Below are 23489 nucleotides of genomic sequence, written 5' to 3' on the forward strand. Positions count from 1 at the left end.
GGCCTTCCCCCTCCCACTCTTTCGAGCAGCAGGAGAAGACCAGCATGACCGACAACGTGGTGCGCTTGTTCAAGGACCCTGCCCCCGTTGAAAAACCCACCCCAGCTCCGGCGCCGCTCACGGTCGTTCCCGAGCAGGCCGAGCGGCCCGAGCGGTCGCGGCCGGTGCGGGTGCTCGTCCGCACCCGGCGCACGGTCGTCGGTGCGGTGAAGCACGAGAGGACCCGCACGGTTGCCCGTGTGACCGTGCGGCACGGTGCCTACCTGCTCGGCGGGACGCGGATCGCGGCCCGCCGAGCGTGGGACGGCCGGACCGGCGCCCGCTACCAGCGGCTGCTGCGTGCGGCGGAAGCCGCGGGCAACTACGAGGCGGCCGGCGAGTGGGAGGAGCGGCTGCACCGCTTCCGCGCGGAACGGCACAAGCGGCGCATGGACCTGCTCAAGGCCCCGCAGGACATGGCCAAGAGCGCCGCGCTCGGCACCGCCACCGGCATAGGCGCCCTCATCACCGTCGGTGTCGCCCTCGCCATCGCCACCAAGGACCCGTGGGACGTGTTCACCCCCCTGATGGCACTGGTCGAACTCGTACGGCTGCTGGTCGTGATCGTGCAGATGGTGTGGGGCCCGCTCGTCGCCCTCGGCCCCTGGCTCGCCCTGGCAGGCCTGTGGGCCCTGGGCCGTCACCAGGCCGCCGCCCCGCAGTGGTCCCTCCCCGCCACCTCCCGTGCCAGCGACGCCGGCGCCCCCATCACCCCCTCCATCGTCGTCACCGCGATGCGGGACCTCGGCATCGCCCCACTGCGCAAGGCCATCAAGGAAATGGGCGACGCAGGTGCGGCGATGCTCGGGCCGATCCGGATCGCCGGATGCGGCGTCGAGGTCGACGTCACCCTCCCCTCCGGCGTCTCCACCAGCGAGGTGCAGGCCCGGCGCAAGAAGCTCGCCGAGAACCTGTCCCGGCACGAGCACGAGGTGTTCATCACGATCCCGGAGGCCGCCCGCACGGTCCGGCTGTGGATCGCGGACTCCGGCGCCCTGGACGAGCCGATCGGCCCGTCCCCGCTGGCCCTGGACGAGACGATGACCGCCGACTACGCCAAGGGCCGCGCCCCCTGGGGCCAGGACCTGCGCGGCGACGAAGCGGCTCTCAGCCTCTACCAGCGCCACCTTCTCATCACGGGCAAGTCCAACCAGGGCAAGACCGCCGCCCTGCGTGCGCTGGCCTTGTGGCTCGCCCTGGACCGGCGGGTGGAGTTCCGGATCGCCGACCTCAAGGGCGTGGGGGACTGGGCCATGTTCGACGGCATCGCTGCCGTCCTCATCCAGGGCCCCACCGACGATCACGTCATCGACACCACCGAGATGATCGAGGATGTTGTCGCGGAGATGGAACGCCGCGTCCAGGCACCGCCCGGCACCAAGTTCCCCCCGCTGATCTGCATTGTCGATGAGGCGCAGGTCGCGTTCATGTGCCCGGCGGTCGGCGAGGACAAGCGGCCCTACGGCGGGTCCAAGGCCACGAGCCGGTACTTCATGGCCGCGCGGAAAATCCACAACCAGGGCCGTGCGGTGGACGTCCTGCTGTGGCAGGGCACCCAGGACCCCACCGACCAGAACCTGCCCAAGCTGGTCCGCGAGGGCGCCCACACCCGCGCCTCCCTCGTCCTGGGCACCGAGTCCCAGTCCCGCATGGCCCTGGGCGACAGTGCCGTCGACGGCGGCGCCGCCCCGCACCTGCTGCGCCAGGGCCTGGACAAGGGCACCGTCGTCGTCGCCTCGGACGGCATCAAGATCCCCGCCGGGCAGCCCTCCATCACCGTCCGCACCCACTACATCGACGACACCGCCGCCGCCCAGATCGCCGCCCGTGCCAAGGCCCTGCGCGACGGCGTCACCACCCTCACCGCCGTGGCCGACGACGAGGAGGAGCGCGACGCGCTCGCCGACATCGCCGCCGCGATCGGCGACGAGCCGAAGATGCTCACCCAGGACGTCCTCAAGCAGCTCACCGTCCTCGCCCCGGGCACCTACGGCGCATGGACGAACGGTGACCTCAAGCGCGTGCTGGAGGCCGCCGGCGAGGAGCCGAAGAAGTCCAACGGCCGCATGGTCGTCCACCGCGACCACGTGCACCGCGCCCTCACCAACCGCGACACCGGCGATTCCGCTTCTGTCATCTGACGCGGGGAGGCGAACGCGTCCGGGCCGGGGAGGCGGGGAGAACTCCCCACACCCCTCCCCCACCCGCCTCCCCCGCACTGATCAGCACAAACACCCATCCAGGGAGGCGGGGAGGCACCCCGCACCGACCTGCGAAAACCCCTCCATGACCCTCCCGGCGGGGGGTGCTCCTGCCTCCCCAAAAAAGCAGATCACCCATTCCGCTTACGGCCACACCCCACCACCGTCAAAGCCTCAACACCTCTGAGGAGCCCCGCTCGTGTTCGAGATCCGGATCATCTGCGACCCCTCCGAAACCGACCGCATCACCACCACGCTCGGCGCCGCCTTCACCACGGGGGCCGTCCGGCAGGCACCCACCCGCGACCGCACCCGGGCCCGGCTGTACGTCACCGCCGAACACACGCCGGAGCCCGAGTGGCCTACCCCCGAGCAGGCGTATACGGGGGCGCCGAGCATCGCCCGCGAGACCCGGTGGTGCTCCGAGCACGTCGACCACCCGGACTACGACGGCGAAGGCGACCGGGAGTTCTGGATCCGCTGGGCCGCCCTGCTCGACCGCCACGCCCTCAACGCCCGAGCACGCGGACGGCGGAGCCCCACCGAGGCTGACGCCGAGCACGTGGCCCGCCACCTCATGGACATCGACGGCGCCACCGTCATCTGCGACCCCCGCCACTACGTCCGCCAGCAGTACCACCGCTGGCTCACCCACCCGTAGCTACGCCGAGGGCGGCCCCCCATTCCGCCAAGAACCGGGGCCGCCCTCGTCAACCAGCACTACTCACAGAACTGGAGACACCCAGCATGACCCATACCCTCCCGATCCGGCGAGACGCCCGGACCGGACACCACCTTGATGCCGTGCTGCACCTGGCCCGGGCGGAGGTAGCCGCGTGAGCAGCGATCTGCCGTCCATCGACATGCCCGGCCTGAACCTTCTGGCCCACGCCATCGCCGCCGCTGAGCGCGGTTGGCACGTCTTCCCTCTCCGCCCCCGGGACAAGCGGCCCGCCGGCCACGGGGAGCGTGCCTGTCCCGGCACCGGCCGGTGCGCGGATGGGCACCGCACCCCGGAGCAGCGCGCGACCACGGATCCTGATCTGCTCGTGGCCGCGTGGACGCACGCGCCGTACAACGTTGGCATCGCCACCGGGCCGTCCGGGCTTCTCGTCGTGGACCTGGACACGGTCAAGGAGACAGACGAGAAAGGGACGCCTGACGGCGTCACAACCTTTGAAGCGCTCTGCGAGCGCGCCGGGCAGGCCGTCCCCCTCACCCACCGCGTGCGGACCGCCCGTGGCGGCATGCACCTGTACTTCACCCAGCCCCAAGGGGCTCGGCTCGGCAACACCGCCGGACGGCTCGGCAAGCACATCGACACCCGGGGCTGGGGCGGCTACGTCGTCGCCCCCGGCAGCGTCACCGACAACGGCGCCTACGAAGTCCTCGACAGCCGCCCCCCGGCTCCGCTGCCCGAATGGCTCCACCGGGCGCTCACCGCCCCGCGTGAGGCTGTCCGCACCCCGGCACCGGTCGTCATCCTCGGCGGCGGGTCCCGAGCGGCCGAAGTGGCGCTGGAGCGCGAGACCGCCGCCGTCGCGGCGGCCCAGGAAGGCGGACGGAACGCGCAGTTGCTCGCCTCTGCTCGGGCGGTGGGGCGGTTCGTCGCGTGGGGCGACATCCCCCGGCACGTGGCGGAGGAGGCTTTTCAGGGAGCGGGGGAGGCGGCGGGACTGCCCGCGGCCGAGTGTCGGGCCACGATCCGCAGTGCGCTGGACTGGTCCATCCGCACGGCCCGCCCCCGGCCGGCCGCCGCATGACCGGCCCCGAACCCGCTCCCCTGAAAAGCCCCACCCGTGCCGCCGACCGGCCTGCAGCCGCCGGTCCCGTGGCGCCGCCGGACGCCGTGGGCGCCGGAATGGTCGTCGCCGAAGGCGTCCCTTCTGGCTCTGACCCGCACCCGGCCGGCCACCCCCACCACACTCCCGCTCCCGCACGGAGGGACACCCGCATGCCCGAGCCCATCGACGGTGGCGCCCTGCTCGCTGAAGTCGAGCGCTTCCACCGCCGGTTCAACGTCTTCCCCCGCGAAGCCGCGTACGTCGCCGTCGCACTGTGGGACGCCCACGCCCACCTCCTCGACGCGTTCGACTCCACCCCGCGCCTGGCGTTCCTCTCCCCCGAACCCGGATCGGGCAAGTCCCGCGCCCTGGAGATCGTGGAGACCCTGGTGCCCAAGCCGATGGTGGCGGTCAACGCCTCCGCCGCCGCCCTCTTCCGCGCCGTATCCAGCGGCGAGGGGCGGCCCACGATCCTCTTCGATGAGATCGACACCGTGTTCGGCCCCAAGGCCGGGGACAACGAGGAACTGCGCGGATTCCTCAACGCCGGCCACCGCCGCTCCGGCGTCACCTACCGGTGCATCGGAGACGGCGGCAACCAGACCGTGCAGGCCTTCCCCTCGTACACGGCCGTCGCGGTCGCCGGTCTGGGATCCCTGCCCGACACGATCCTGACCCGCTCCGTCATCATCCGCATGCGCCGCCGCGCCCGAAACGAACGCGTCGAGCCCTACCGCCAGCGCCTCCACGAGAAGGAGGGCAACGCCCTGCGTGAACGCCTCGCCCTGTGGGCCGAACAGGTCCGCGAGCAGGTCAGCGACGCCTGGCCCGAACTGCCCGAAGGCGTCACCGACCGACCCGCCGACGTATGGGAACCGCTCCTCGCCGTCGCAGACGCGGCCGGCGGCGACTGGCCCGAGCGCGCCCGCGCCGCCTGCATCGAACTCGTCAAAGCCTCCCAGGCCGACGACAAAGGATCCCTCGGCATCCGGCTCCTGACCGACCTGCGCGATCACGTCATGGTCGGCGTCGACCGCCTGCCCACCATCGCCATCCTCGACCGGCTCAACGCCCTGGACGACGCCCCATGGGCCGACCTCCAGGGCAAGCCGCTCGACTCCCGCCGCCTGTCCCGGATGCTCGCCGAGTACATGAACGGCGACAACGAACCCATCGCCTCCCGCAACATCCGCACCGGCGGCGGGGTCCTCAAGGGCTACTACTCCACCGACCTCCACGACGCCTGGCAGCGCTACTGCCCGCCCCCCTCCCAGCAGCCGCTACAGGCGTCACAGCCGCTACAGCCCAGCTCAGAGCCCATCTCCGCGTAGCGGAGAACCCCCGATGTAGCGGCTACGCACACCCGCCAGACCGGGCCCGCCCAGCACCCCCGGACGGGCCCGGAACGTGCCGTAGCCGCTACACCCAGCCTTCCCGCTACACCCACCACGCCGCTGACCTGCGATGTAGCGGTGAAGCGCATGTAGCGGACTCTCCAGAGGGACGCCCCCGAGACCAAGGAGGCACCACCGTGACGACCGCGATCCCGACCAGCCACACCGCCGTGACCGTCCCCGAAGTCATGGCCGCCCTGAAGTACAGCCGCAGCAAGGTCTACGACCTCATCCGCTCCGGCGTCCTGCCCAGCTACACCGAGGGACGCGCCCGCCGCATCCCTCTCGACTCCCTGCACACGTACATGCGCAACAAGCTTGAGGAGGCCGCCTGATGGCCAAGAGGCGCGCGAACGGCGAAGGCACCATCACGAAGCGCTCGGACGGCCGGTATCAGGCTGCCGCGTACGTCTTCCGGCCGGATGGGACTCGGACCCGAAAGTTCGTATACGGCAAGACCCGCGATGAGGTGAACGACAAGCTCATCGAGATGCAGAGCAAGACGCGGCAGGGCATCCCCGCCGCCACGTCGGCCATGCCGTTCGGGGACTACCTGACCTACTGGCTCGCCGTCATCGCTCCGACGCGACTGAAGCCCGCGACGCTCAACAGTTACGAGGGACTGTCCCGGTTGTACATCCGGCCCGCGCTGGGGAAGAAGCGGCTCAACCGGCTCTCCCCAACCGACGTGCGCCTGTTCCTCGCCGCGTTCAAGGAGGGGTGCCTGTGCTGCATGCGCGGAGTTGACGCGGCCCGGCCCGAAGAGGAGCGCAATTGCTGCGCCGTACGGAAGTGCTGTGAGCGCCGGCCGTCGGCACGGACCGTGCAGTACGTCCACGCGGTGCTCCGGTCTGCCCTCCAGCAGGCAGTGCGCGAGGAGCTGATCGCCCGCAACGTGGCCAAGATCGTGGAGACTCCTACCGTGCAGCGTGAGGAGGTGCGCCCCCTGGACGCGGGGGAGGCCCGGCTGCTCCTCAGGGCCGCACGCGACCACCGCCTCTACGCTCTCTGGCTCCTGCTCGTCTCGACCGGGCTCCGACGCGGGGAAGTCCTCGGGCTCACATGGTCGGACGTCGACTTGGCCGCCGGGCAACTTCGGGTGCGCCGGAACCTTCAGAGGATCAAGCGGGAACTCCTCTTCGGCACGCCCAAGACAGCCCGGTCCATCCGTACGGTTTCGCTCCCGAAGCGGTGCGTGGACGCGCTTCACGCCCACAAGGCCAAGCAGGACGAGGAGCGGAAGGTGGCCGGCGCGAAGTGGAAGCCGCTCGACCACCAGCCGAGCGGGCTCATCTTCACCACGTCGACCGGGCGGGCCACCGACCCGCGCAGTCTGAACCGCATGCTCACGATCCTGTGCGCGAAGGCCAAGGTGCGCCGCGTCCGCGTGCACGATCTCCGGCACACCTGCGCGTCGCTCCTGCTCGCTCAGGGGGTCGACGCCCGGATCATCATGGAGACGCTCGGGCACAGCACGATCACGATGACGCTGGACACCTACGCCCACGTCATGCAGACGACGCTGCGCGCCGCGGCGGATCGGATGGATGACGCACTTGGGCCTGACACAAACGACAAGATCTTGTAGTCGGACGGTCTGATGGGATCGTCGGCCCGGCCGATCTAGGCATTGATGTCATCCGCTGATGTCAAAGGCCCCGCCGGGCGAACCGGCGGGGCCTTTGACCTGTGTGCACTCGGCAGGATTCGAACCTGCAACCTTCTGATCCGTAGTCAGATGCTCTATCCGTTAAGCTACGAGTGCTTGTTCTTTTTTCTTGTCCTCCGCTCCCCGGCCTTTCGGCCCGCTCGCGGCGACAGGAAGAACATTACATGACTGCCGCCGCCATGTGAAATCCGATCGGCCCACCCCTTGTGACCTGCGCAAACGCCTCGACCGGGTGAAGACGGAGGGGTGGGGGCCTCAGCCGGGTCCGGGTCCTGAAGGGGGCCGGAGGGGTGAAAGAGACCGGGGTCACACACGGGCGGGCGATCATGCCGGGGCGTCCGGGACGGGGTTTCCGCCGATGCGCCCCGGCACCCCCCGGCGGGAACGGAAGAAGCCCCGGCCTGAGAGGCCGGGGCTTCGGTAGGGCGGAGGCGGAGGGATTTGAACCCTCGATGGGCTTTAAAACCCAAACCGCATTAGCAGTGCGGCGCCATAGACCGGACTAGGCGACGCCTCCTCGCACCCCACGCGTACGCGGATGGTGCGTGCAGATGATGACACAGGCGAGCCTGGTGTCACCAATCGCTTTCACCGTACTAGTCCTCCGGGGCCGAGGGCAAAGCCCCACCCGGCGCACCCCGGTTGCGCAACGCTCCGCCTCCGGGAGCGTTAGTGGGGGTGGGGGCACGCGCATCCCGTGCCCTCCGTACATCCGTGCTCCAGGAGATCCCATGCTGCGCAGTCTCGTCCTCGCGACCCTCGCCACCTCCGCCGTCGGGGCCGCCGGGCTCGGCCCCCTGCCGCTGCCCCTGCTCGCGCCGGCCGCCGACTCCCTCACCGTGACCGTCAGCAACAGCGGCCACCCCGAGGCCGACGGCAAGTACGACCTGACCTGCGAGAGCAAGGGCGGGAAGGGCGGGAAGGCGACGATCAAGGCGGGCGGGAACCACCCGGCGGCCCAGAACGCGTGCGAGCGGCTCGACCACCTCGCGCGCCAGGGCGGGGACCCCTTCGCCACGGTGCCCGAGAACCGGTTCTGCACCCAGGTGTACGGCGGGTCCGCGACCGCCCACGTGACCGGCACCTGGCGGGGCCGCTCGGTCGACGCCCGCTTCTCCCGCGCCGACGGGTGCGAGATCGACCGCTGGCGGAACCTGGAGCCCGTCCTGCCCGCCGTGCGGGGATGAGGACCGGGGTTCCGGTGAAGATCCGGTGAGGTTGCGGCCGGGGGACCGGCCGCCGGTCGCCGTTAGACTCCCTCAGTGACAGGCTGCGGCCCGAGGGGCAAGATGGGGCCGGCCGGCCGGTAGGGCAAACGCAGCGAGCGAGTGCTGCGGGCAAGTGCAGTGCGTCAGGGAGGAAGCGTCGTCGTGAGCAGCAGGCCATCCCGAGGCGCTGCTCGCCTCGCCGCCATACTCGACGCCCTGCCCGACGGCCTCGTGCTCGTCAACTGCAACGGCACGGTCGTCAACGCCAACACCATCGCCCTCGGCATGTTCGAGACCCCCGGCACGGCGCTCGTCGGCCGCGGCCTCCTGGATCTGCTGCCCTCCTTCGACTCGCGCCTCATCCCGGGCTCGATGCGCCGCCCCGACGGCACCGACGAACGCGGCCGTACCAAGCCGACCCGGATGATGGCGCGGCGCACGGACGGCAGCGAGTTCCCCGTCGAGGTGACCTCCGCCAGCCTGGAGGACGGCCGCGAGGCGTACGACTCCTACAGCGGCTACACCGGCGACGAGCTGCTCATGCTCGTGGTCCGCGACCTCACCGGCACCCTGGACACCGAGGCCGAGCTCGCCCGCTCGCAGCGGCAGACGGAGATGATCCTGCGCGCCGCCTCCGAGGGCGTCGTCGGTACGGACACGGACGGGCGGGTCGTCCTCGTGAACCCGGCCTTCGCGCAGATCCTCGGCTACCGGGCCGGTGAGCTCGGCGGCGCTGAGCTGCACCCCCTGATCCTGAGCAAGCGGCCCGACGGCGAGCCCTTCCCGTACGAGGAGTCGCCGCTCGCCGACACGCTGAAGTCCGGCCGGAAGCACCGGGTCCGCGGCCAGGTGCTGTGGGCGAAGAACGGCGAGCGGGTGCCGGTCGACCTGACGACCGCTCCGGTGCGCGACGGTGACCAGCTCGTCGGCGCGGTGATGACCTTCACCGACCGCAGGCCGTACCAGGAACTGGTCGACACGCACGCCGCCGAGATCGCCGACCTGACGGAGCGGCACGCGACCGAACTCGCCGACCGGGCCGAGCGGCACGCGGCCGAGCGCGAGCAGGCGCAGGAGCGGTACGCGGCCCTCGCCGCCCGGCACGCGCAGCTGACGGCCGTCCTCGAGGAGTCGCTGCGCGGGCCGCTGGAGGAGCTGCGGACGCAGCTGGGCGCGCTCGCCGCCGACGACGCCGGCCAGCTCTGGCCGGAGGCCAACCAGGTCCTGCACCACCTCGCCGCCGGCTACTCCCGGATGACGGCGCTGGTGGACAGCGTCCTCGGCTACCAGCGGCTCGACGCGGGCGACGAGTCGCTCGACAAGCGGGTCGCGCTGCTCGACCGGATCGTGACGGCCGGCATCGACGCGGCCGTGGAGCTCATCGGTCCCGGGCGCGCCCAGTTCGCCGTGCACGCCCCGCCGATCGAGGCCGAGGTGGACGCGGGCCGGCTCACGACCGCGCTGGCGCACCTCGTGGCGGACGTCGCCGGGGTCGACTCGACCGGGCAGGCCCGTGCGGCGGGCGGCCAGGCCGGTGCCGCGCAGGCCGACTCCACGATCGTCGTGGCGGCCGCGCAGCGCGGGGACGTCGTACGGATCGAGGTCCGCGGACCGTACGCGGGCGGCGACCCGGTCCACGGCCCTGTCGTCCGCGGCATCGTGGCGGCGCACGGCGGCGTCGTGCAGACCCACGAGGTGCCGGGGACCAGTGGCGGCGCGTACGTCCTGGAGGTGCCGCTCGGCGCCGGCCGGGGCACGGTCCCCACGACCGAGCCGAAGCCCCAGCCCAACGTCCCCGGTACGCCGGCGCTGCCCGCGCAGGCCACCGCCACCCCGCCGAGGGGGGCGGGCACGGACGCGACCCCCGCCTCCGGCGCCCCGGCCCCCGGCGCCGTTCCGGCGGACGCGACCGCGGCCACGACCGGCACGGGTGGGACGGTGTCCGGCGGTACGACCTCCGGGGGTACGGCCTCCGGGGGCGGTCGGCGCAGGGCCCGGCGCGCGTCCACGGACGCGTTCCTGGAGGGCCCCGTGCCGGATACGGGCGCCGAACCCCAGCCAGGGGCCGGTGGCCGCCGCCGCGCCCGTACGGAGGAGAACCCGGCAGGTTCCGTGCCCCGTGGCGGGGCCGGGGACCTGATCCCCGCCCAGCAGAACGCCGGTCCCCCGTCCGGCGCGCCCGCCGAGCCCACCGGGCGGCGCCGCGGCCGCCCCGCCGAGGGCTCCGTGGTGACCGCCGCCGAGGGGGCGCAGGGACGTGCCGCGCTCGGCGCCGCCGTGCCGCCGCAGGGCGTCTCGGCCGAGCAGTCCTCCGCGCCCGCGCTCGCCCGGGCGCTGCCCGCCGTGGCCTCCGCCGCGCCGTCGGACGGGGAGGAGTCCCGGCCGACCGGACGGCGCCGCCGGGCGCTCGCCGCCGCGCAGGAGCGGGCGGCCGCGGCCGAGGCCGGTCCCCGTACCCCGTTCGCGCTGCCGCCCGCCGACGCCGATCGCGCGCCCCGGACCCCTCCCCCGGCCGACCCCGCCGGCCCCGCCGGCCCCTCCGGACCCTCTTCCGGTCCCGGGGACGCCGTCACGCCGCCGACCGCCGCCCAGCCGGTCCCGCCCGCCCCGGTGCCCCCGGCCGCGCCGGTCCCGCCCGCCGGGCCCGTTCCGACTGCCGGGCCCGTTCCGCCGGCGCCCGGTGCGCGGGAGCACGAGGCGGTACGGGGCGTCCCGGGTGCCGATCACACCCCGCCGCAGCCGCACCCGATGCCTCCGATGACCCCGGCGTCCCCGGTGCCTCCCGCAGCCCAGGTGACCCACGCGCCCCAGGAGCCCCGGGTCGCGCCCGCGCCTCAGCCGCCGCGGTCGCTTCCCCTGCCCCCGCCGCAACCCCAGACGCCGGCACAGGACGAGCCGGGCGCGCGGCCGCAGCCCGGACCCGGTGCCGGTGGACGCCGCCGGGCGGTGGCGCCGCCGCCTGCCCCGGCGCAGCCGCAGCCGCCGGGCCCGACCGGTACGGGGACCGGCACCGGATCCGTACCGCTGCCGCCCGAGCTGCCGATGCCCCAGGAGTCCACGCAGGGACGGGCGTTCAGCGTCCGCACGCTCGGGCAAGGCGTTCCCTTCGCCCCGCCCGCCCCGGCACCCGGCACCACACCCACGCCCACGCCCACGCCCACGCCCACGCCCGCCAACGGCTCCGGGCGGCGGCGGAAGCTCGCCACGCCGCCCGAGATCGACCCGCCGGCGCCCGTGCCGGCGGCTCCCGCCCAGCCCGGCGCCACCGGTCCCGTACCGGCCCGTCCCGGGTCGCCCGTTCCCCCGGCGCCCGCGGCGCAGCAGGACGCGGCGGTCAAGCCGGAGCCGCAACTCGGCCTCACGCCCGCCGTGTCCGAGGGCCGCGCGTACGCCATAGAGGCGCCGGCCGAGGGCTCCGCCGAGGGCCCCGAGCCGCTGGACGGCCCCGGTGGCGCGGTCGAGGTCGCCAACCGGCCCGCTCCGCGGCCCGTGGACGACGAACTGCCCCCGGAGCCGCTCGACAACCCGCGCCGGCTGCTCGTCTGGCCCGCGCCGGACGTGGCGACGCAGCAGGCGCTGAGCGACCGCGGTTACCGGCCCGTCATCGTGCACTCGCGGGAGGAGGTAGACGCGCAGATCGCCGCCTTCCCGGCCGCGCTGTTCGTCGACCCGCTCACCGGCCCGATCACCCGGACCGCGCTGCAGTCGCTGCGCCAGGCCGCCGTCGCCGCCGAGGTCCCCGTCCTCCTGGCGGCCGGACTGGGCCAGGCGACGCGGGAGGCGGCGTACGGCGCCGACCCCGCCGTCCTCCTCAAGGCGCTCGCCCCGCGCGACAGCGAGCAGCACCCGTCCCGGGTTCTGCTCATCGAGGAGAACGAGCACATCGCGGAGGCGCTCGCCGCGACCCTGGAGCGGCGGGGGATGCTCGTGGAGCGGGCGGCGACCGACAGCGAGGCCGTCGCGCTCGCCGCGGAGGTGCGGCCGAACCTGGTGGTGATGGACCTGATGCAGGTGCGCCGCCGCCGGGCCGGGATCATCGACTGGCTCCGGGCGAACGGGCAGCTCAACCGCACCCCGCTCGTCGTCTACACCTCCGCCGACCTGGAGGAGGACGAGCTGCCGAAGCTCACGTCGGGCGAGACGGTCCTCTTCCTCGCCGAGCGGTCCACCAGCGCCGAGGTGCAGGCCCGGATCGTCGACCTGCTCGCGAAGATCGGCACCAACTAGGCGAGGCGGGGCAGGGGTTCACCCCCTGCCCCGGCCGACAGCAGGCTGCCGGCTACAGCTGGGTGACGTCCAGCTCGCCCTCCGCGTACTGCCTGCGGATGACCTTCTTGTCGAACTTGCCGACGCTCGTCTTCGGGACCGCGGGCACGACCGCCCAGCGCTCCGGGAGCTGCCACTTCGCGATGCCGCCCTCGGTGGCGAGGAAGGTCTTCAGCGTCTCGTAGTCGGCCGTCGCCCCCTCCTTGAGGACGACGGTGGCGAGCGGGCGCTCGCCCCACCTGTCGTCCGGCACGGCCACGACGGCCGCCTCGGCGACCTCCGGGTGGGCCATGAGCGCGTTCTCCAGTTCGACGCTGGAGATCCACTCGCCGCCGGACTTGATGACGTCCTTGGCGCGGTCGGTCAGGGTCAGGTAGCCGTCGGGGCTGATGATGCCGACGTCCCCGGTCTTGAGCCAGCCGTCCTCGCTGAACTTGTCCTCGGGGCGGAACGCCTCGCCGTCGGCCCCGCCGAAGTAGGAGCCCGCGATCCAGGTGCCGCGCACCTCCAGCTCACCGGCCGACGCACCGTCCCAGGGGAGGTGGTCACCGGCCGGGCCGACGAGCCGTGCCTCGACGCTCGCCGGGAACCGGCCCTGGGTGACGCGGTACGGCCACTCCTCCTCGGCGCCCAGCCCGGCCGGCGGGTGGGACATCGTGCCGAGCGGGGAGGTCTCCGTCATGCCCCAGGCGTGGCAGAGCCGTACGCCGAGCTTGTCGTACGCCTCCATGAGCGCGGGCGGACAGGCGGCGCCGCCGATGGTGACGTGGGTCATCGAGGAGAGGTCCCGCGGGTTCGCGGTGACCTCGGCCAGCAGGCCCTGCCAGATGGTGGGGACGGCCGCGGCGTGGGTCGGGCGCTCGCGCTCGATCATCTCGGCGAGCGGGGCCGGCTGCAGGAACCGGTCCGGCATGAGCATGTTGACGCCGGTCATGAAGGTGGCGTGCGGCAGGCCCCAGGCGTTCACGTGGAACTGCGGGACCACGACGAGGGTCGTGTCCCGGTCGGTGAGGGCCATCGACTCGGCCATGTTCACCTGCATGGAGTGCAGGTAGATGGAACGGTGGGAGTAGACGACGCCCTTGGGGTCGCCCGTGGTGCCGGAGGTGTAGCACATGGCGGCGGCGGTGCGCTCGTCCAGTTCCGGCCAGGGGTACGTGGTGGGGCGGCCGGCGATCAGCTCCTCGTACTCGTGGACGCGCGGGGCGACGCCGTCCAGGAGCGACCGGTCGCCCGGGCCCGCGACCACGATGTGCTCGACCGTCGGCAGGTGCGGCAGCAGCGGGGCGAGGAGCGGCAGCAGCGAACCGTTGACGAGGACCACGCGGTCGGCGGCGTGGTTGACGATCCACACCAGCTGCTCGGGGGGAAGGCGCAGGTTGAGGGTGTGCAGGACGGCGCCCATGGAGGGGATCGCGAAGTACGCCTCGACGTGCTCGGCGTTGTTCCACATGAGGGTCGCCGTGACGTCCCCCGGTTCGATGCCGAGTTCGTCGCGCAGGGCGTTCGCGAGCTGCGCGGCACGGTCGCCGATCTCGGCGAAGGTGCGGCGGTGCGGCTCCGCCTCACCGGTCCAGGTCGTGACGGTGGAGCCACCGTGGACCCGCCGGCCGTGCTCGAGGAGGCGGCTGATGTTGAGCTGTACGTCCTGCATGGTGCTGTACACGGGGCGTCCTCCCGGTGGGCGCTACGTGGCAGAAAGGGTGTGGAGATTCTGCGCACATACCGAGCGGTATGTCACTACCCGGGAGTACGGAGATTGCCAGTGATGACTGGCGGATGTCCACGGCCGGCCCTCCGGGGGTGGCCGGCGCTCACCGTACGGGTACCAGCTCCGGGTCCTCACGGAGTTTGCCCAGGGCGCGGGAGACGGCGCTCTTGACCGTGCCGACCGACACCCCGAGCACCTCGGCCGTCTGCGCCTCGCTGAGGTCCTCGTAGTACCGCAGGACGACCATCTGGCGCTGCCGCTCGGGAAGCCTCATCACCGCCCGCCACATCGCGTCGTGGAGCACCTGGCGCTCGGCCGGGTCGGGGACGGGGAGGCCGGCGGGCTCCGGCAGGTCCTCGCAGGCGAACTCGTCGACCTTGCGCTTGCGCCACTGCGAGGTACGGGTGTTCAGCAGCGCCCGGCGGACGTACCCGTCGAGGGCGCGGTGGTCCTCGATGCGCTCCCAGGCGACGAAGGTCTTGGTGAGTGCCGTCTGGAGGAGGTCCTCGGCGTCGCACGGGTTGGCGGTGAGGGAGCGGGCGGTGCGCAGCAGCACGGGCCCGCGCGCCCTCACGTACGAGGTGAAGGACGGATACGGCGCCGGGCCGGTCGCGACTGTGGAGGCGCCGGCGCAGACGGGGCCAGGGGGTGGCGGAGTCATGGCTCCACGCTAGGAGCGGCGGGGTGTGCGGCGGATCGGCCCCAGGTCCCGAACCGCGGTCCCCCTCAGGTCGGAGGAGTGGGGATGTCTCCACCTCCTCTGGGTGGAGCCGCCCCCCTGCCCGGCTCAGGGTCACCGCATCGGCGCGGTGACCCCGGGTTCTCCGTCAGCCCTCCGCGCCGGAGCCGGTGAGAGCGGCTTCGAACGCGGCGTACGCCTCCGCGCCGAACAGCACGAACCGCACCTCCTCCACCCCGGTCGCGGCCGACCGTACCGTCTCCACCGCGATCCGGGCGCCGTCGTCCATCGGCCAGCCGTAGACGCCGGTGGAGATCGCCGGGAACGCGACCGTACGCGCGCCCAACTCGTCCGCGACACGGAGCGACGCGCGGTAGCAGGAGGCGAGGAGGGCCGAGCGGTCCTCGTCCCGCGACCACACCGGGCCGACCGTGTGGATCACATGGCGGGCCGGGAGGCGGCCGGCCGTCGTCGCCACGGCCTGTCCGGTCGGCAGACCCCTGCCGTGGTGGGAACGGCGCAGGTCCTGGCAGGCGGCGAGGATCTCCGGGCCGCCCCGGCGGTGGATGGCCCCGTCCACGCCTCCGCCGCCGAGCAGCGAGGAGTTCGCCGCGTTGACCACCGCGTCCACTGCCTCGGTGGTGATGTCTCCCTGGACGAGCACGATCCGCACTCCGCCACCCCTTCCCCGGTCGTTCGCCGGTACGTGTGCCCGCCACCGTACGGCCTCACGGGTGTGGCCCCGCACCCGCTCGTCCGCGGATGCGGGGCCACCGCCGTTCTCTCCCTGGGGCGTACGCCGCCTCACTGGCGGGGCGGCGTCTCCGGGGGCGGCGGAGTCTGCCCCGGCTCGGTGCCGCCGTCACCCAGGCGCTGCTTCAGCTGCGACTGGGCCGTGTCGACATGACGGCTGTACTTGCTCCGGGTCCGGGCGTCGACCGCGTCACCCGCCTTGTCGACGGCCTTGCCGGCCTGATCCTCGTGGCCCTTGAGCATGCCCTTGAGCTTGTCGAACACAGACATCTGGCCCTCCTTGCGCGGTTCCAGGCCCTTCCAGCATCCCGGCCCCACGCCGATCCCGCATCCGCTGCCCCGGACGACCGCACGGGCGCGCCCCGGGCCGCTGGCTCCGGGGGCCGGTCGGTGTCACCGGCGCGTACCGCTGCCGTCGTCCGGCGGGGCAAGTGGCGGGGCGGGGAAGGGATGATGCCGCCATGGCAGACGAAGCGAAGCGCTCCCTCGGTGAGCTCCATGCGGGCGAGACGGTCCGGGCGACCATCACCGGTCACCAGCCGTGGGGGCTCACCGCCGAGCTCCCCGGGTACGAGCCCGTGGGTGCCTCGCTGGACGTGATACGCCGGGGCGATGAGCCCGGAGTGCGGCGCCTGGTCCGGGAGTTGCCGCCCGTGGGGGCGACCGTCGACCTCGTCGTCGGCGACGTGCGCGCCTGGCACCGCGCGCCATGGATCTGGGTGGACCTCACGGCACCCCGTCCAGGCGACGGGTGACCGTGCCCTCCCGTGCCCCGCCGGACGGGGGCGGCAGGGATCCAGGGAGCCCGGACGACCGGACGGCCCCCGACCGCTGTGCCTGGTCAGGGGCCGTTCACGTGCGGTGGGTGTGGGATTTGAACCCACGGAGACATCGCTGCCTCGACGGTTTTCAAGACCGTTCCCTTAGGCCGCTCGGGCAACCCACCTCGCCCCGCCGCCTCACCAGGGGCGGAGCGGGTACAGCGTACCGGCTGGGCGGTGGGGGCGGGGCGGGGACGGGTGGAGGGAGCGGGGGTCAGCTGTCGCCGGTGCGCTGGCCGAGGGTCACCGTGGTCTTGGCGGTCTTGCCGTCGCGTTCGTAGGTGATCTCGACCGAGTCGCCGGGCTTGTGCGTCCAGATCTCGCTGATGAGGGTCGGGCCGCTGTCGATCGTGCGGCCTCCGAAGCCGGTGATGACGTCGCCCGGCTTCAGACCCGCCTTCGCCGCGGGGCCGCCCGGGGTGACGGAGGTCGTGCCGCCGCTGCCCTGGGCGGCGATCATGGCGCCGTCGCCTCGGCCGGCCATGTTCACCGTGGCTCCGATGACCGGGTAGACCGGCTCACCGGTCTTGATCAGCTGCTCGGCCACGTTCCTGGCCTGGTTGACCGGGATCGCGAAGCCCAGGCCGATCGAGCCCGCCTGGGACTGGCCGAAGCCGTTGCCGGTGGACTGGATGGCCGAGTTGATGCCGATCACGGCGCCGCTCGCGTCCAGCAGCGGGCCTCCGGAGTTGCCCGGGTTGATGGAGGCGTCCGTCTGGAGGGCGCTCATGTACGAGTTGCCGCCGCCGGAGCCGTCACCCGAGGCGACCGGGCGGTTCTTGGCGCTGATGATGCCGGTGGTGACCGTGTTGGAGAGCCCGAACGGCGCGCCGATGGCGATCGTCGAGTCGCCGACCGCCACCTTGTCGGAGTCGCCCAGCGGCAGCGGCTTCAGGCCGTCCGGGGCGCTCTTGAGCTTCAGCACGGCCACGTCGTACCCCTCGGCGCGGCCGACGACCTCCGCGTCGTGGGCCCGGCCGTCGGAGAAGGTCACGGAGAGTTCGCCGCCCTCCGCCGCCGAGGCCACCACGTGGTTGTTGGTGACGATGTGGCCTTCCTTGTCGTACACGAAGCCGGTGCCCGTACCGCCCTCGCCCTGGCCGCCACCCGACTTGGCCTGGATGGTGACCACGCTCGGCAGGGCCTTCGCGGCGACGGCCGCGACCGTGCCCGGCTCGCGCTTGAAGGAGGCCGGTGCCTCGCCCGAGGAGACCGTCGTGGAGCGGGTGCCGTCGTCGCCGCGCTGGGCGGCCCAGTATCCGATCCCGCCGCCGACACCGCCCGCGACGAGCGCCGCGGCCAGGACCGCGGCGACGAGGCCGCCGGCCTTTCTGCGGGGCGCGGCGGGCGCCGGGTACGGGGACGGGTGCGGCTCACCCCAGGCCGGAACGGCGGGCGGGGGCGGCGGCCAGCCGGACCCGGGCGCGGCGGGTCCGCCCGGGGGCACCGGCGGCACCGCGCCGCCACCGGCGTGCGCGGGCGGTGCGGCGGGGGGCGCGGGCGGGGGTGTGGGGGGCGCGGAGGGCGCGGGCGGCGGGGCGGGAGCGGCGGACGGGGCGGTCGAGTCGTCCGCCGGGACCGGCGTGCCCTCGTTCTCGGTGCTCACAGCTCGCTCTCCTCGGTGGCGCTGGTGTGCGGGTACGGGGTGGGGGGTGCCCGGTGCGCTCGGTGCTCCGGGCAGGTGCCAGGGATCGTGTGCCCAGCTTTTCCCACGACACGTCAGACCGCCGTAAGCCGGAGCTGTGCATCCACGCTCCCTCCTTTATATACGGACAGAACGGGCGTCTCCCTCTCCGGTCGCTCCGCCAATGGCACCATGACGCGGTGACTCACGCACGGCAGCAACCGAACCGCGCCCCCGTCCAGGTCGTCGCCCACCGCGGGGCGTCCGAGGACGCACCGGAACACACCCTGGCCGCCTATGTGAAGGCGATCGAGGACGGCGCCGACGCCCTGGAGTGCGACGTCCGGCTCACCGCCGACGGCCACCTCGTCTGCGTCCACGACCGGCGCGTCAACCGCACGTCCAACGGCCGCGGCGCCGTCTCCGGCCTCGAACTCGCCGACCTCGCGGCGCTCGACTTCGGCGCCTGGAAGGAACGCGACGAGGTCGGCGAGAGCCCTGACTGGGGCGACCCCGGCTACACCTCCGTCCTGACCCTCGAGCGCCTCCTGGAGCTGGTCTCCGACGCCGGACGCCGGGTCGAGCTCGCCATCGAGACCAAGCACCCCACCCGCTGGGCGGGCCAGGTCGAGGAGCGGCTGCTCCAGCTCCTGAAGCGGTTCGGGCTGGACGCGCCGGACTCCGCCGACGACTCGCCGGTCCGGGTCATGAGCTTCTCGCCCCGCTCGCTCCACCGGATCGCCGCGGCCTCGCCGACCCTGCCGACGGTCTCGCTCTCGCAGTTCGTCTCCCCCCGGCTGCGCGACGGGCGCCTCCCGGCGGGCGCGCGGATCGCGGGGCCCTCCATCCGGATCGTCCGGCACCACCCCGCGGTGATCATCCGCCTCCAGAAGGCCGGTCACCAGGTGCACGTGTGGACGGTGGACGAGCCCGAGGACGTGGAACTGTGTCTCCGGCTCGGTGTCGACGCCATCATCACCAACCGCCCCAAGCAGGTCCTCGCCCAACTCGGCCGGGACGGAAGCCGCGGGCCCTCCCTGGCCTGAGCCGAGATCCGGCCGGAGGAGCCTGGGCCGGGACCCGGCCGGGGCCTGAGCCGAAACCCGACCCCGCCGTGAGCCGGGGCCCGAGCCGAAACCCGACCCCGCCGTGAGCCGGGGCCCGAGCCGAAACCCGACCCCGCCGTGAGCCGGGGCCGAGCCGAAGCCCGTTCGTCCGTGGGCGGGGGCCCGACACGCCGTGAACGGGAGGCGCCTCCGCCGGGGCCGTACCGCCTCTCCCGTACCCCTCGGCCCCACCCGCCCCAGGGCTTGCGGGGAGTGCACCGGCGCGTTCGGCGCGTACGCGATCGTCACGAGTGCCTCATCACACGCGGAACAGTCGGTTTCCGGCCCATGCCATTGGGGCATCCACACCGTGGCGTGGGGCAAAGGAGGTCTCGGGGGTGGCGTTGGTGGTGGCACAGGAGGTGCCCACGTCGTCGAGCATGGCCGTACCCCATGGCCCTGCGGGCGTGGGTGAGGCACGGCACCGGATGCGGGACGAGCTGTACCGCAGCGGGGTGTCCGAAACGGTCGTCGACGACGCGGTACTGATCCTTTCCGAACTCCTCAGCAATGCCTGCCGGCACGGCAGACCACTGGGCCGGGGGGACCGGGGCGACGGGGACGTCCTCGCGGCCTGGCGGCTCGATCCGTCGGGCGGTCTGATCGTCGAGGTGACGGACGGCGGTGGTCCCACACGGCCCGTTCCCTCGAAGCCCTCGGTCACCGCGCACGGCGGCCGCGGGCTGAACATCATCGGGGCCCTCGCCCAGGACTGGGGCGTACGCGACAGCGCCACCGGTGAGGTCACCGTCTGGGCGGTGGTCACCGAAGGACACCGCCGTGAGGACTTCGCGACCCGGGTCGTCGGCGGCGGCCCCGCCCTCGGCTTCCTGGACGCGTACGACGACCTGGACTGAGCGACCGCTCCCTCCCCCGCTTCCGGCCGGGCCCGCCCCGGCCGGAAGCGGGGGAGGCGTACGCGTACGGGCCGGGCGACGGCCCGGATGAGGGGTCCCGGCGGCCGGGGCGGCTAGGCTCGCGCCCGACACAGCACCGCCGCGATCGGGAGACAGCCCCACCATGGCCAAGAAGCGCCCCCAGACGAAGGCCGGAAAGGCCGGCAAGACCGGCCAGGCACAGGTCACGAGCGGGGAGATCCCCGTCGTCGGCGCGCGCGAGCCGTGCCCGTGCGGTTCGGGCCGCCGCTACAAGGCGTGTCACGGCCGGGAGGCCGCGCACGCCGTCACCGAGCACGTCCAGCGCCCCTTCGAGGGCCTGCCCGGCGAGTGCGACTGGGTGGCCCTGCGCGAACTCGTGCCCGCCGCCACCGTGCCGCTCACCCTGAAGGGCGGGCTGCCCGAGGGCGTGCCGTCGGTGACGCTCGCGACCGTGCTGCCGATGGCCTGGCCGGCGCTCCGCCGCGACGACGGCTCGGTCCTGCTGGGCCTGCAGAACGAGTCCTCCTCCGGTGACCTGGCGCGCGACATGGCCGACACGCTCCAGCGCGCCCTGGAGACCGAGCCGGGCAACCCGGTCCCGCCGCGCCGGGTGCCGGCCGAGGGCCCGCGCCTGCAGGATCTGCTCGACCCCGAGGGCGCGTTCGCGCCGGAGGTCCACCCGGGCTTCGAGTTCTGGGTCCCGCAGTCGGCCGACGGTGCCGACCCGGAGGTCGCGGCCTCGCTGGAGCGGGCCAACGCCGCCGCGATCCCGACCGTCAAGCTCACGGGCGTGGACGCCGCGTACTGGTGCGAGACCCCGGACAAGAACCACCTGCGCTGGGTCATGCCGCACCCCGAGGAGGAGCTCCTCGACGCGCTCGCCCGCCTCCAGGCCGCCGGGGAGACCGGCCTCGGCCAGGACACCCGCCTCGTGGGGTCGTTCCGCGCCCACGGCCTGATGGTTCCGGTGTGGGACCTGCCGACCTCGATGACGGCCGAGGAGTGCGAGAAGCCGGCCGCCGAGTTCGCCGAGCGGCTCGCCGGGGCGCTCGCCTCGAACGCCCCGCTCACGGCGGAGGAGCGGCGTGCACGCGGCGGCCTCACGAACCGTCAGGTGACTCTCAGCTGATACCCCGGGTGGTATGAGTCACCGGCAGACCGACCGGTCGGTGACTTCCACCACAACCCGGCCTACGGGCGGGTAAATCCCTGTCCGAATAACCGAGATCGAATTTGCGAACAGCAGATCTCTTGTTACCGTTCTGGAAGCCCGGTCGCTGGTGCATCCCCCGTCGCCAGCGACCGGGCGTTTCCATGTCCGCCTCCGCCCGCCCGGAGGTGTTCGACGCTCAACTTCCTTCGCCCTCCGCCGTGTTGCCGCCCGCGCGCAACAGAAGCGGACCACTTCCCTCCGCGCCTGCGCCCTTCTCCTCCGCACCCGCGAATTCCGCCACCGCCGTATAGGCCGTGAGCCCGTCGCCACCACGTTCCTGGGGCGTTTCGCAGCGCCCGGGTTCGTCCTGCGCCGCGACGCGGCAGCGGACCTGAACGGTCCGCCCTCCGGGTGCCATGAGCGTGAGATACGCGTCGAGTTCCCGGCCCGTGGCGTTGCGGTAGTACGTACGGCCCCAGGTGTCGGCGCCCTCCGCGAGGACACAGGTCTGCGCCTCGATGCCCTCCGGAGAGGCGAGTTCCGGCCCGCATCGCGCGACCCGCTCGGGTACGCCGGCGGACGCGGAGCCGCCGGGTGCGGGATCACCGGATGCGGGGGCGGGCGGGGCGGCGGGGGTGCGGTTCGGGACCGGCCCGGCCGGCGCGTGCCCGGCGGTACGGGACCCGGAGCCGGGGCCCGGGCCGCCCGCCAGATCCCCGGGCGGCGCGGTGGCGTCCGTACCCGGCGTTCCCGCGCCCTCCCCCGTCCCGGTGCCGCCCGCCGAAGCGGCGACGGGGAGCAGGACGGCGGCGATGACGACGGCCGCGAGCACGGCCCCACGGAGGTTCATCGGAGGTTCACCGGACGCATGAGGTCCACCTGCTCCTGGAGTCGTACGGCGGCTGGGGATCCCGGACGGTGGGGCGAACATAGCGGGGCCCGCCGGACATCCGGCGGGCCGCACACCCGTTTCCCGTACGCGCCGGGCCCCACCGCACCCGTTCGGGTGAACGGCGGCGGACCGGAGGAAGGACCGGGAGGAAGGTCCCGGACGTCGGCGAAGCCTCCCGGAGAGCGGTCCGAGAGGTGAGGACCAGGTGATGAGGACCAGGTGACGAGAACAGGAAGGTGGACGAGGCAGGAGGACAAGGCCCGGGGTGGGGTCAGTACGCGAGGCGGCTGCCGCCGTCCGGCGCGCTGGTGCTGGCCTCGACCAGGGCGTCGACCACCGCCTCCACGTCGGGCAGCCACGGCCGCGCCGATCCGGCGAGCGGGGCCCGCTCCCAGCACACCTGCCCGGTCCCGGCGACCGAGGGCGGGAGCAGCAGATAGCCGCCCTCCCCGTGGAACCGCAGCGAGCTCGGCACGCTGTCCTTCGCGTGGAGCAGCTCGCCGAGCCGTTCGAGGCCGTACGGGGCGACGAGGATCGACCACCGGGTCGGGGTCGCCACCACCGGGCCGAGCCGGATCCCCATCGCGTCGAGCGCGTCGAGCGCCCGCGCGCCCGCCGCGGCCGGGAGGCTCACCGCGCAGGGCGCGCGGCCCCCGGTGGCGAGGACCACCGGGGCCTCCGGGCGGCGGGTCCACCACCAGCGGATCATCCGCTCGTCGGTGGTTGCCGCGAGGAGCCCGGGGTCGTAGGGGTGCGCGCCGGGCACCGCGCAGGAGGGGTCGGGGCAGGCGCACACCGCGCCCGCGGTCGTACGGGTCGTCGTCGAGCTCAGTCCCACGCCCGGCAGGACGGGCCAGTCCCACTCGACCGCGAAGGTGACCGCGGCGTCGAGCCGGGCGGTCCTCCCCTTGCGCCGGAACCGGAGCCTGCGTCGCCTTCCGAGGATCTCGCGCATGAGCGCTCGTTCCTTTCCGTTGAACGCCGAATCCACATCACAACACGTGCAGATCACTTCACCGTGCGTATCAGCGCGTACAAGGACGGCGGTGCGCCGCCCCGCGTCGGGGCGGGGCCGGCCGGACCGAAGCCGGTCGGAGCCGGGACGCACCCGGTTCGGAACAGTTCCCCGCCACTCGGTGACGGACCGCGGCCTGCGGCGTACTGGACGCCGGGGTTCCGCATCTCGCTCCGGGGCACCTTCAACTGCCCCTGCCTGTCACCGATTACGTACCCAGGACGTTCGGGATGACGCGCTGTGAAACGACGCCAGTCGACCGCAAAAGGTGCACACCGGGGGCAATTTTCGGCCAA

General features: G+C 73.3%; 19 protein-coding genes and 3 tRNA genes. 12 read left to right on the forward strand and 10 right to left on the reverse strand.

Annotated features, from left to right (window positions below):
- Nucleotides 1-44: 44 nt before the first annotated feature.
- The 6 genes from ABTY40_RS27585 (at nucleotide 45) to ABTY40_RS27610 (ending at nucleotide 7006) form a co-directional block, all read left to right on the forward strand.
- Nucleotides 45-2180, forward strand: a complete 2136-nt coding sequence (locus ABTY40_RS27585) for an FtsK/SpoIIIE domain-containing protein (RefSeq protein WP_352061972.1) — start codon at nucleotides 45-47, stop codon at nucleotides 2178-2180.
- Nucleotides 2181-2439: 259 nt separating this feature from the next.
- On the forward strand, nucleotides 2440-2901 hold the full coding sequence (locus ABTY40_RS27590; protein WP_352061973.1) for a hypothetical protein: 462 nt from the start codon (nucleotides 2440-2442) through the stop codon (nucleotides 2899-2901).
- Nucleotides 2902-3103: 202 nt separating this feature from the next.
- Nucleotides 3104-4003 (forward strand): bifunctional DNA primase/polymerase, encoded by a 900-nt coding sequence (locus tag ABTY40_RS27595; RefSeq protein ID WP_352062005.1) that lies wholly within the window; start codon nucleotides 3104-3106, stop codon nucleotides 4001-4003.
- 191 nt (nucleotides 4004-4194) lie between these two features.
- Complete coding sequence (locus tag ABTY40_RS27600; RefSeq protein ID WP_352061974.1) at nucleotides 4195-5355, forward strand: DUF3631 domain-containing protein; 1161 nt, start codon at nucleotides 4195-4197, stop codon at nucleotides 5353-5355.
- Nucleotides 5356-5555: 200 nt separating this feature from the next.
- Complete coding sequence (locus ABTY40_RS27605; protein WP_352061975.1) at nucleotides 5556-5753, forward strand: helix-turn-helix domain-containing protein; 198 nt, start codon at nucleotides 5556-5558, stop codon at nucleotides 5751-5753.
- The gene (locus ABTY40_RS27610; protein WP_352061976.1) at nucleotides 5753-7006 is read left to right on the forward strand and encodes a tyrosine-type recombinase/integrase; all 1254 of its coding nucleotides are present in this window, start codon (nucleotides 5753-5755) and stop codon (nucleotides 7004-7006) included. Before ABTY40_RS27605 ends, ABTY40_RS27610 begins: the two co-directional genes overlap by 1 nt.
- Nucleotides 7007-7110: 104 nt before the next feature.
- Here ABTY40_RS27610 and ABTY40_RS27615 read toward each other — a convergent pair.
- A tRNA-Arg gene (locus ABTY40_RS27615) sits at nucleotides 7111-7183 on the reverse strand.
- Nucleotides 7184-7513: 330 nt separating this feature from the next.
- A tRNA-Ser gene (locus tag ABTY40_RS27620) sits at nucleotides 7514-7604 on the reverse strand.
- Between the two features lie 214 nt (nucleotides 7605-7818).
- Here ABTY40_RS27620 and ABTY40_RS27625 point away from each other — a divergent pair.
- Together ABTY40_RS27625 and ABTY40_RS27630 are read left to right on the forward strand one after the other, a co-directional pair.
- Nucleotides 7819-8274, forward strand: coding sequence for an SSI family serine proteinase inhibitor (locus ABTY40_RS27625; protein WP_352061977.1), 456 nt, complete (start codon nucleotides 7819-7821; stop codon nucleotides 8272-8274).
- 183 nt (nucleotides 8275-8457) lie between these two features.
- On the forward strand, nucleotides 8458-12522 hold the full coding sequence (locus tag ABTY40_RS27630) for a PAS domain-containing protein (protein WP_352061978.1): 4065 nt from the start codon (nucleotides 8458-8460) through the stop codon (nucleotides 12520-12522).
- A gap of 52 nt (nucleotides 12523-12574) precedes the next feature.
- Here the strand turns inward: ABTY40_RS27630 and ABTY40_RS27635 are convergent, their stop codons facing one another.
- The 4 genes from ABTY40_RS27635 to ABTY40_RS27650 form a co-directional block, all read right to left on the reverse strand.
- Nucleotides 12575-14227: a long-chain fatty acid--CoA ligase gene (locus tag ABTY40_RS27635; RefSeq protein WP_352061979.1), complete on the reverse strand. Its 1653-nt coding sequence runs from the start codon at nucleotides 14225-14227 to the stop codon at nucleotides 12575-12577.
- A gap of 148 nt (nucleotides 14228-14375) precedes the next feature.
- Complete coding sequence (locus tag ABTY40_RS27640) at nucleotides 14376-14933, reverse strand: SigE family RNA polymerase sigma factor (protein ID WP_352061980.1); 558 nt, start codon at nucleotides 14931-14933, stop codon at nucleotides 14376-14378.
- A gap of 166 nt (nucleotides 14934-15099) precedes the next feature.
- A complete protein-coding gene (locus ABTY40_RS27645) occupies nucleotides 15100-15624 on the reverse strand; it encodes an O-acetyl-ADP-ribose deacetylase (RefSeq protein ID WP_352061981.1) in 525 nt (174 codons plus the stop codon).
- 131 nt (nucleotides 15625-15755) lie between these two features.
- Entirely contained in the window at nucleotides 15756-15974 is a 219-nt protein-coding gene (locus ABTY40_RS27650; protein WP_352061982.1) for an antitoxin, read from the reverse strand.
- A 191-nt stretch (nucleotides 15975-16165) separates the two neighbouring features.
- On the opposite strand from ABTY40_RS27650, the gene ABTY40_RS27655 reads away from it, so the two are divergent.
- Nucleotides 16166-16459, forward strand: coding sequence for a hypothetical protein (locus ABTY40_RS27655; protein WP_352061983.1), 294 nt, complete (start codon nucleotides 16166-16168; stop codon nucleotides 16457-16459).
- A gap of 104 nt (nucleotides 16460-16563) precedes the next feature.
- On the opposite strand, the gene ABTY40_RS27660 is transcribed toward ABTY40_RS27655, so the two are convergent.
- Together ABTY40_RS27660 and ABTY40_RS27665 are read right to left on the reverse strand one after the other, a co-directional pair.
- Nucleotides 16564-16650 (reverse strand) — tRNA-Ser (locus tag ABTY40_RS27660).
- An 89-nt stretch (nucleotides 16651-16739) separates the two neighbouring features.
- Nucleotides 16740-18131, reverse strand: a complete 1392-nt coding sequence (locus ABTY40_RS27665; RefSeq protein WP_352061984.1) for a S1C family serine protease — start codon at nucleotides 18129-18131, stop codon at nucleotides 16740-16742.
- A 218-nt stretch (nucleotides 18132-18349) separates the two neighbouring features.
- Between ABTY40_RS27665 and ABTY40_RS27670 the strand changes: the two genes are divergently transcribed.
- From ABTY40_RS27670 to ABTY40_RS27680, 3 genes are all read left to right on the forward strand, one after another.
- Nucleotides 18350-19195 carry a glycerophosphodiester phosphodiesterase gene (locus ABTY40_RS27670; protein WP_352061985.1) on the forward strand — a complete coding sequence of 282 codons (846 nt, stop codon included), beginning with the start codon at nucleotides 18350-18352 and terminating at the stop codon, nucleotides 19193-19195.
- Between the two features lie 311 nt (nucleotides 19196-19506).
- On the forward strand, nucleotides 19507-20112 hold the full coding sequence (locus tag ABTY40_RS27675; RefSeq protein ID WP_345280542.1) for an ATP-binding protein: 606 nt from the start codon (nucleotides 19507-19509) through the stop codon (nucleotides 20110-20112).
- A 163-nt stretch (nucleotides 20113-20275) separates the two neighbouring features.
- Nucleotides 20276-21262, forward strand: a complete 987-nt coding sequence (locus ABTY40_RS27680; RefSeq protein WP_352061986.1) for a DUF5926 family protein — start codon at nucleotides 20276-20278, stop codon at nucleotides 21260-21262.
- Between the two features lie 220 nt (nucleotides 21263-21482).
- Here the strand turns inward: ABTY40_RS27680 and ABTY40_RS27685 are convergent, their stop codons facing one another.
- Nucleotides 21483-22136 (reverse strand): hypothetical protein, encoded by a 654-nt coding sequence (locus ABTY40_RS27685; RefSeq protein WP_352061987.1) that lies wholly within the window; start codon nucleotides 22134-22136, stop codon nucleotides 21483-21485.
- 313 nt (nucleotides 22137-22449) lie between these two features.
- Entirely contained in the window at nucleotides 22450-23133 is a 684-nt protein-coding gene (locus ABTY40_RS27690; protein ID WP_352061988.1) for a bifunctional DNA primase/polymerase, read from the reverse strand.
- Nucleotides 23134-23489 lie beyond the last annotated feature (356 nt).

Source organism: Streptomyces sp. NPDC126503, from assembly GCF_040302405.1.
GTDB lineage: Bacteria > Actinomycetota > Actinomycetes > Streptomycetales > Streptomycetaceae > Streptomyces > Streptomyces gulbargensis.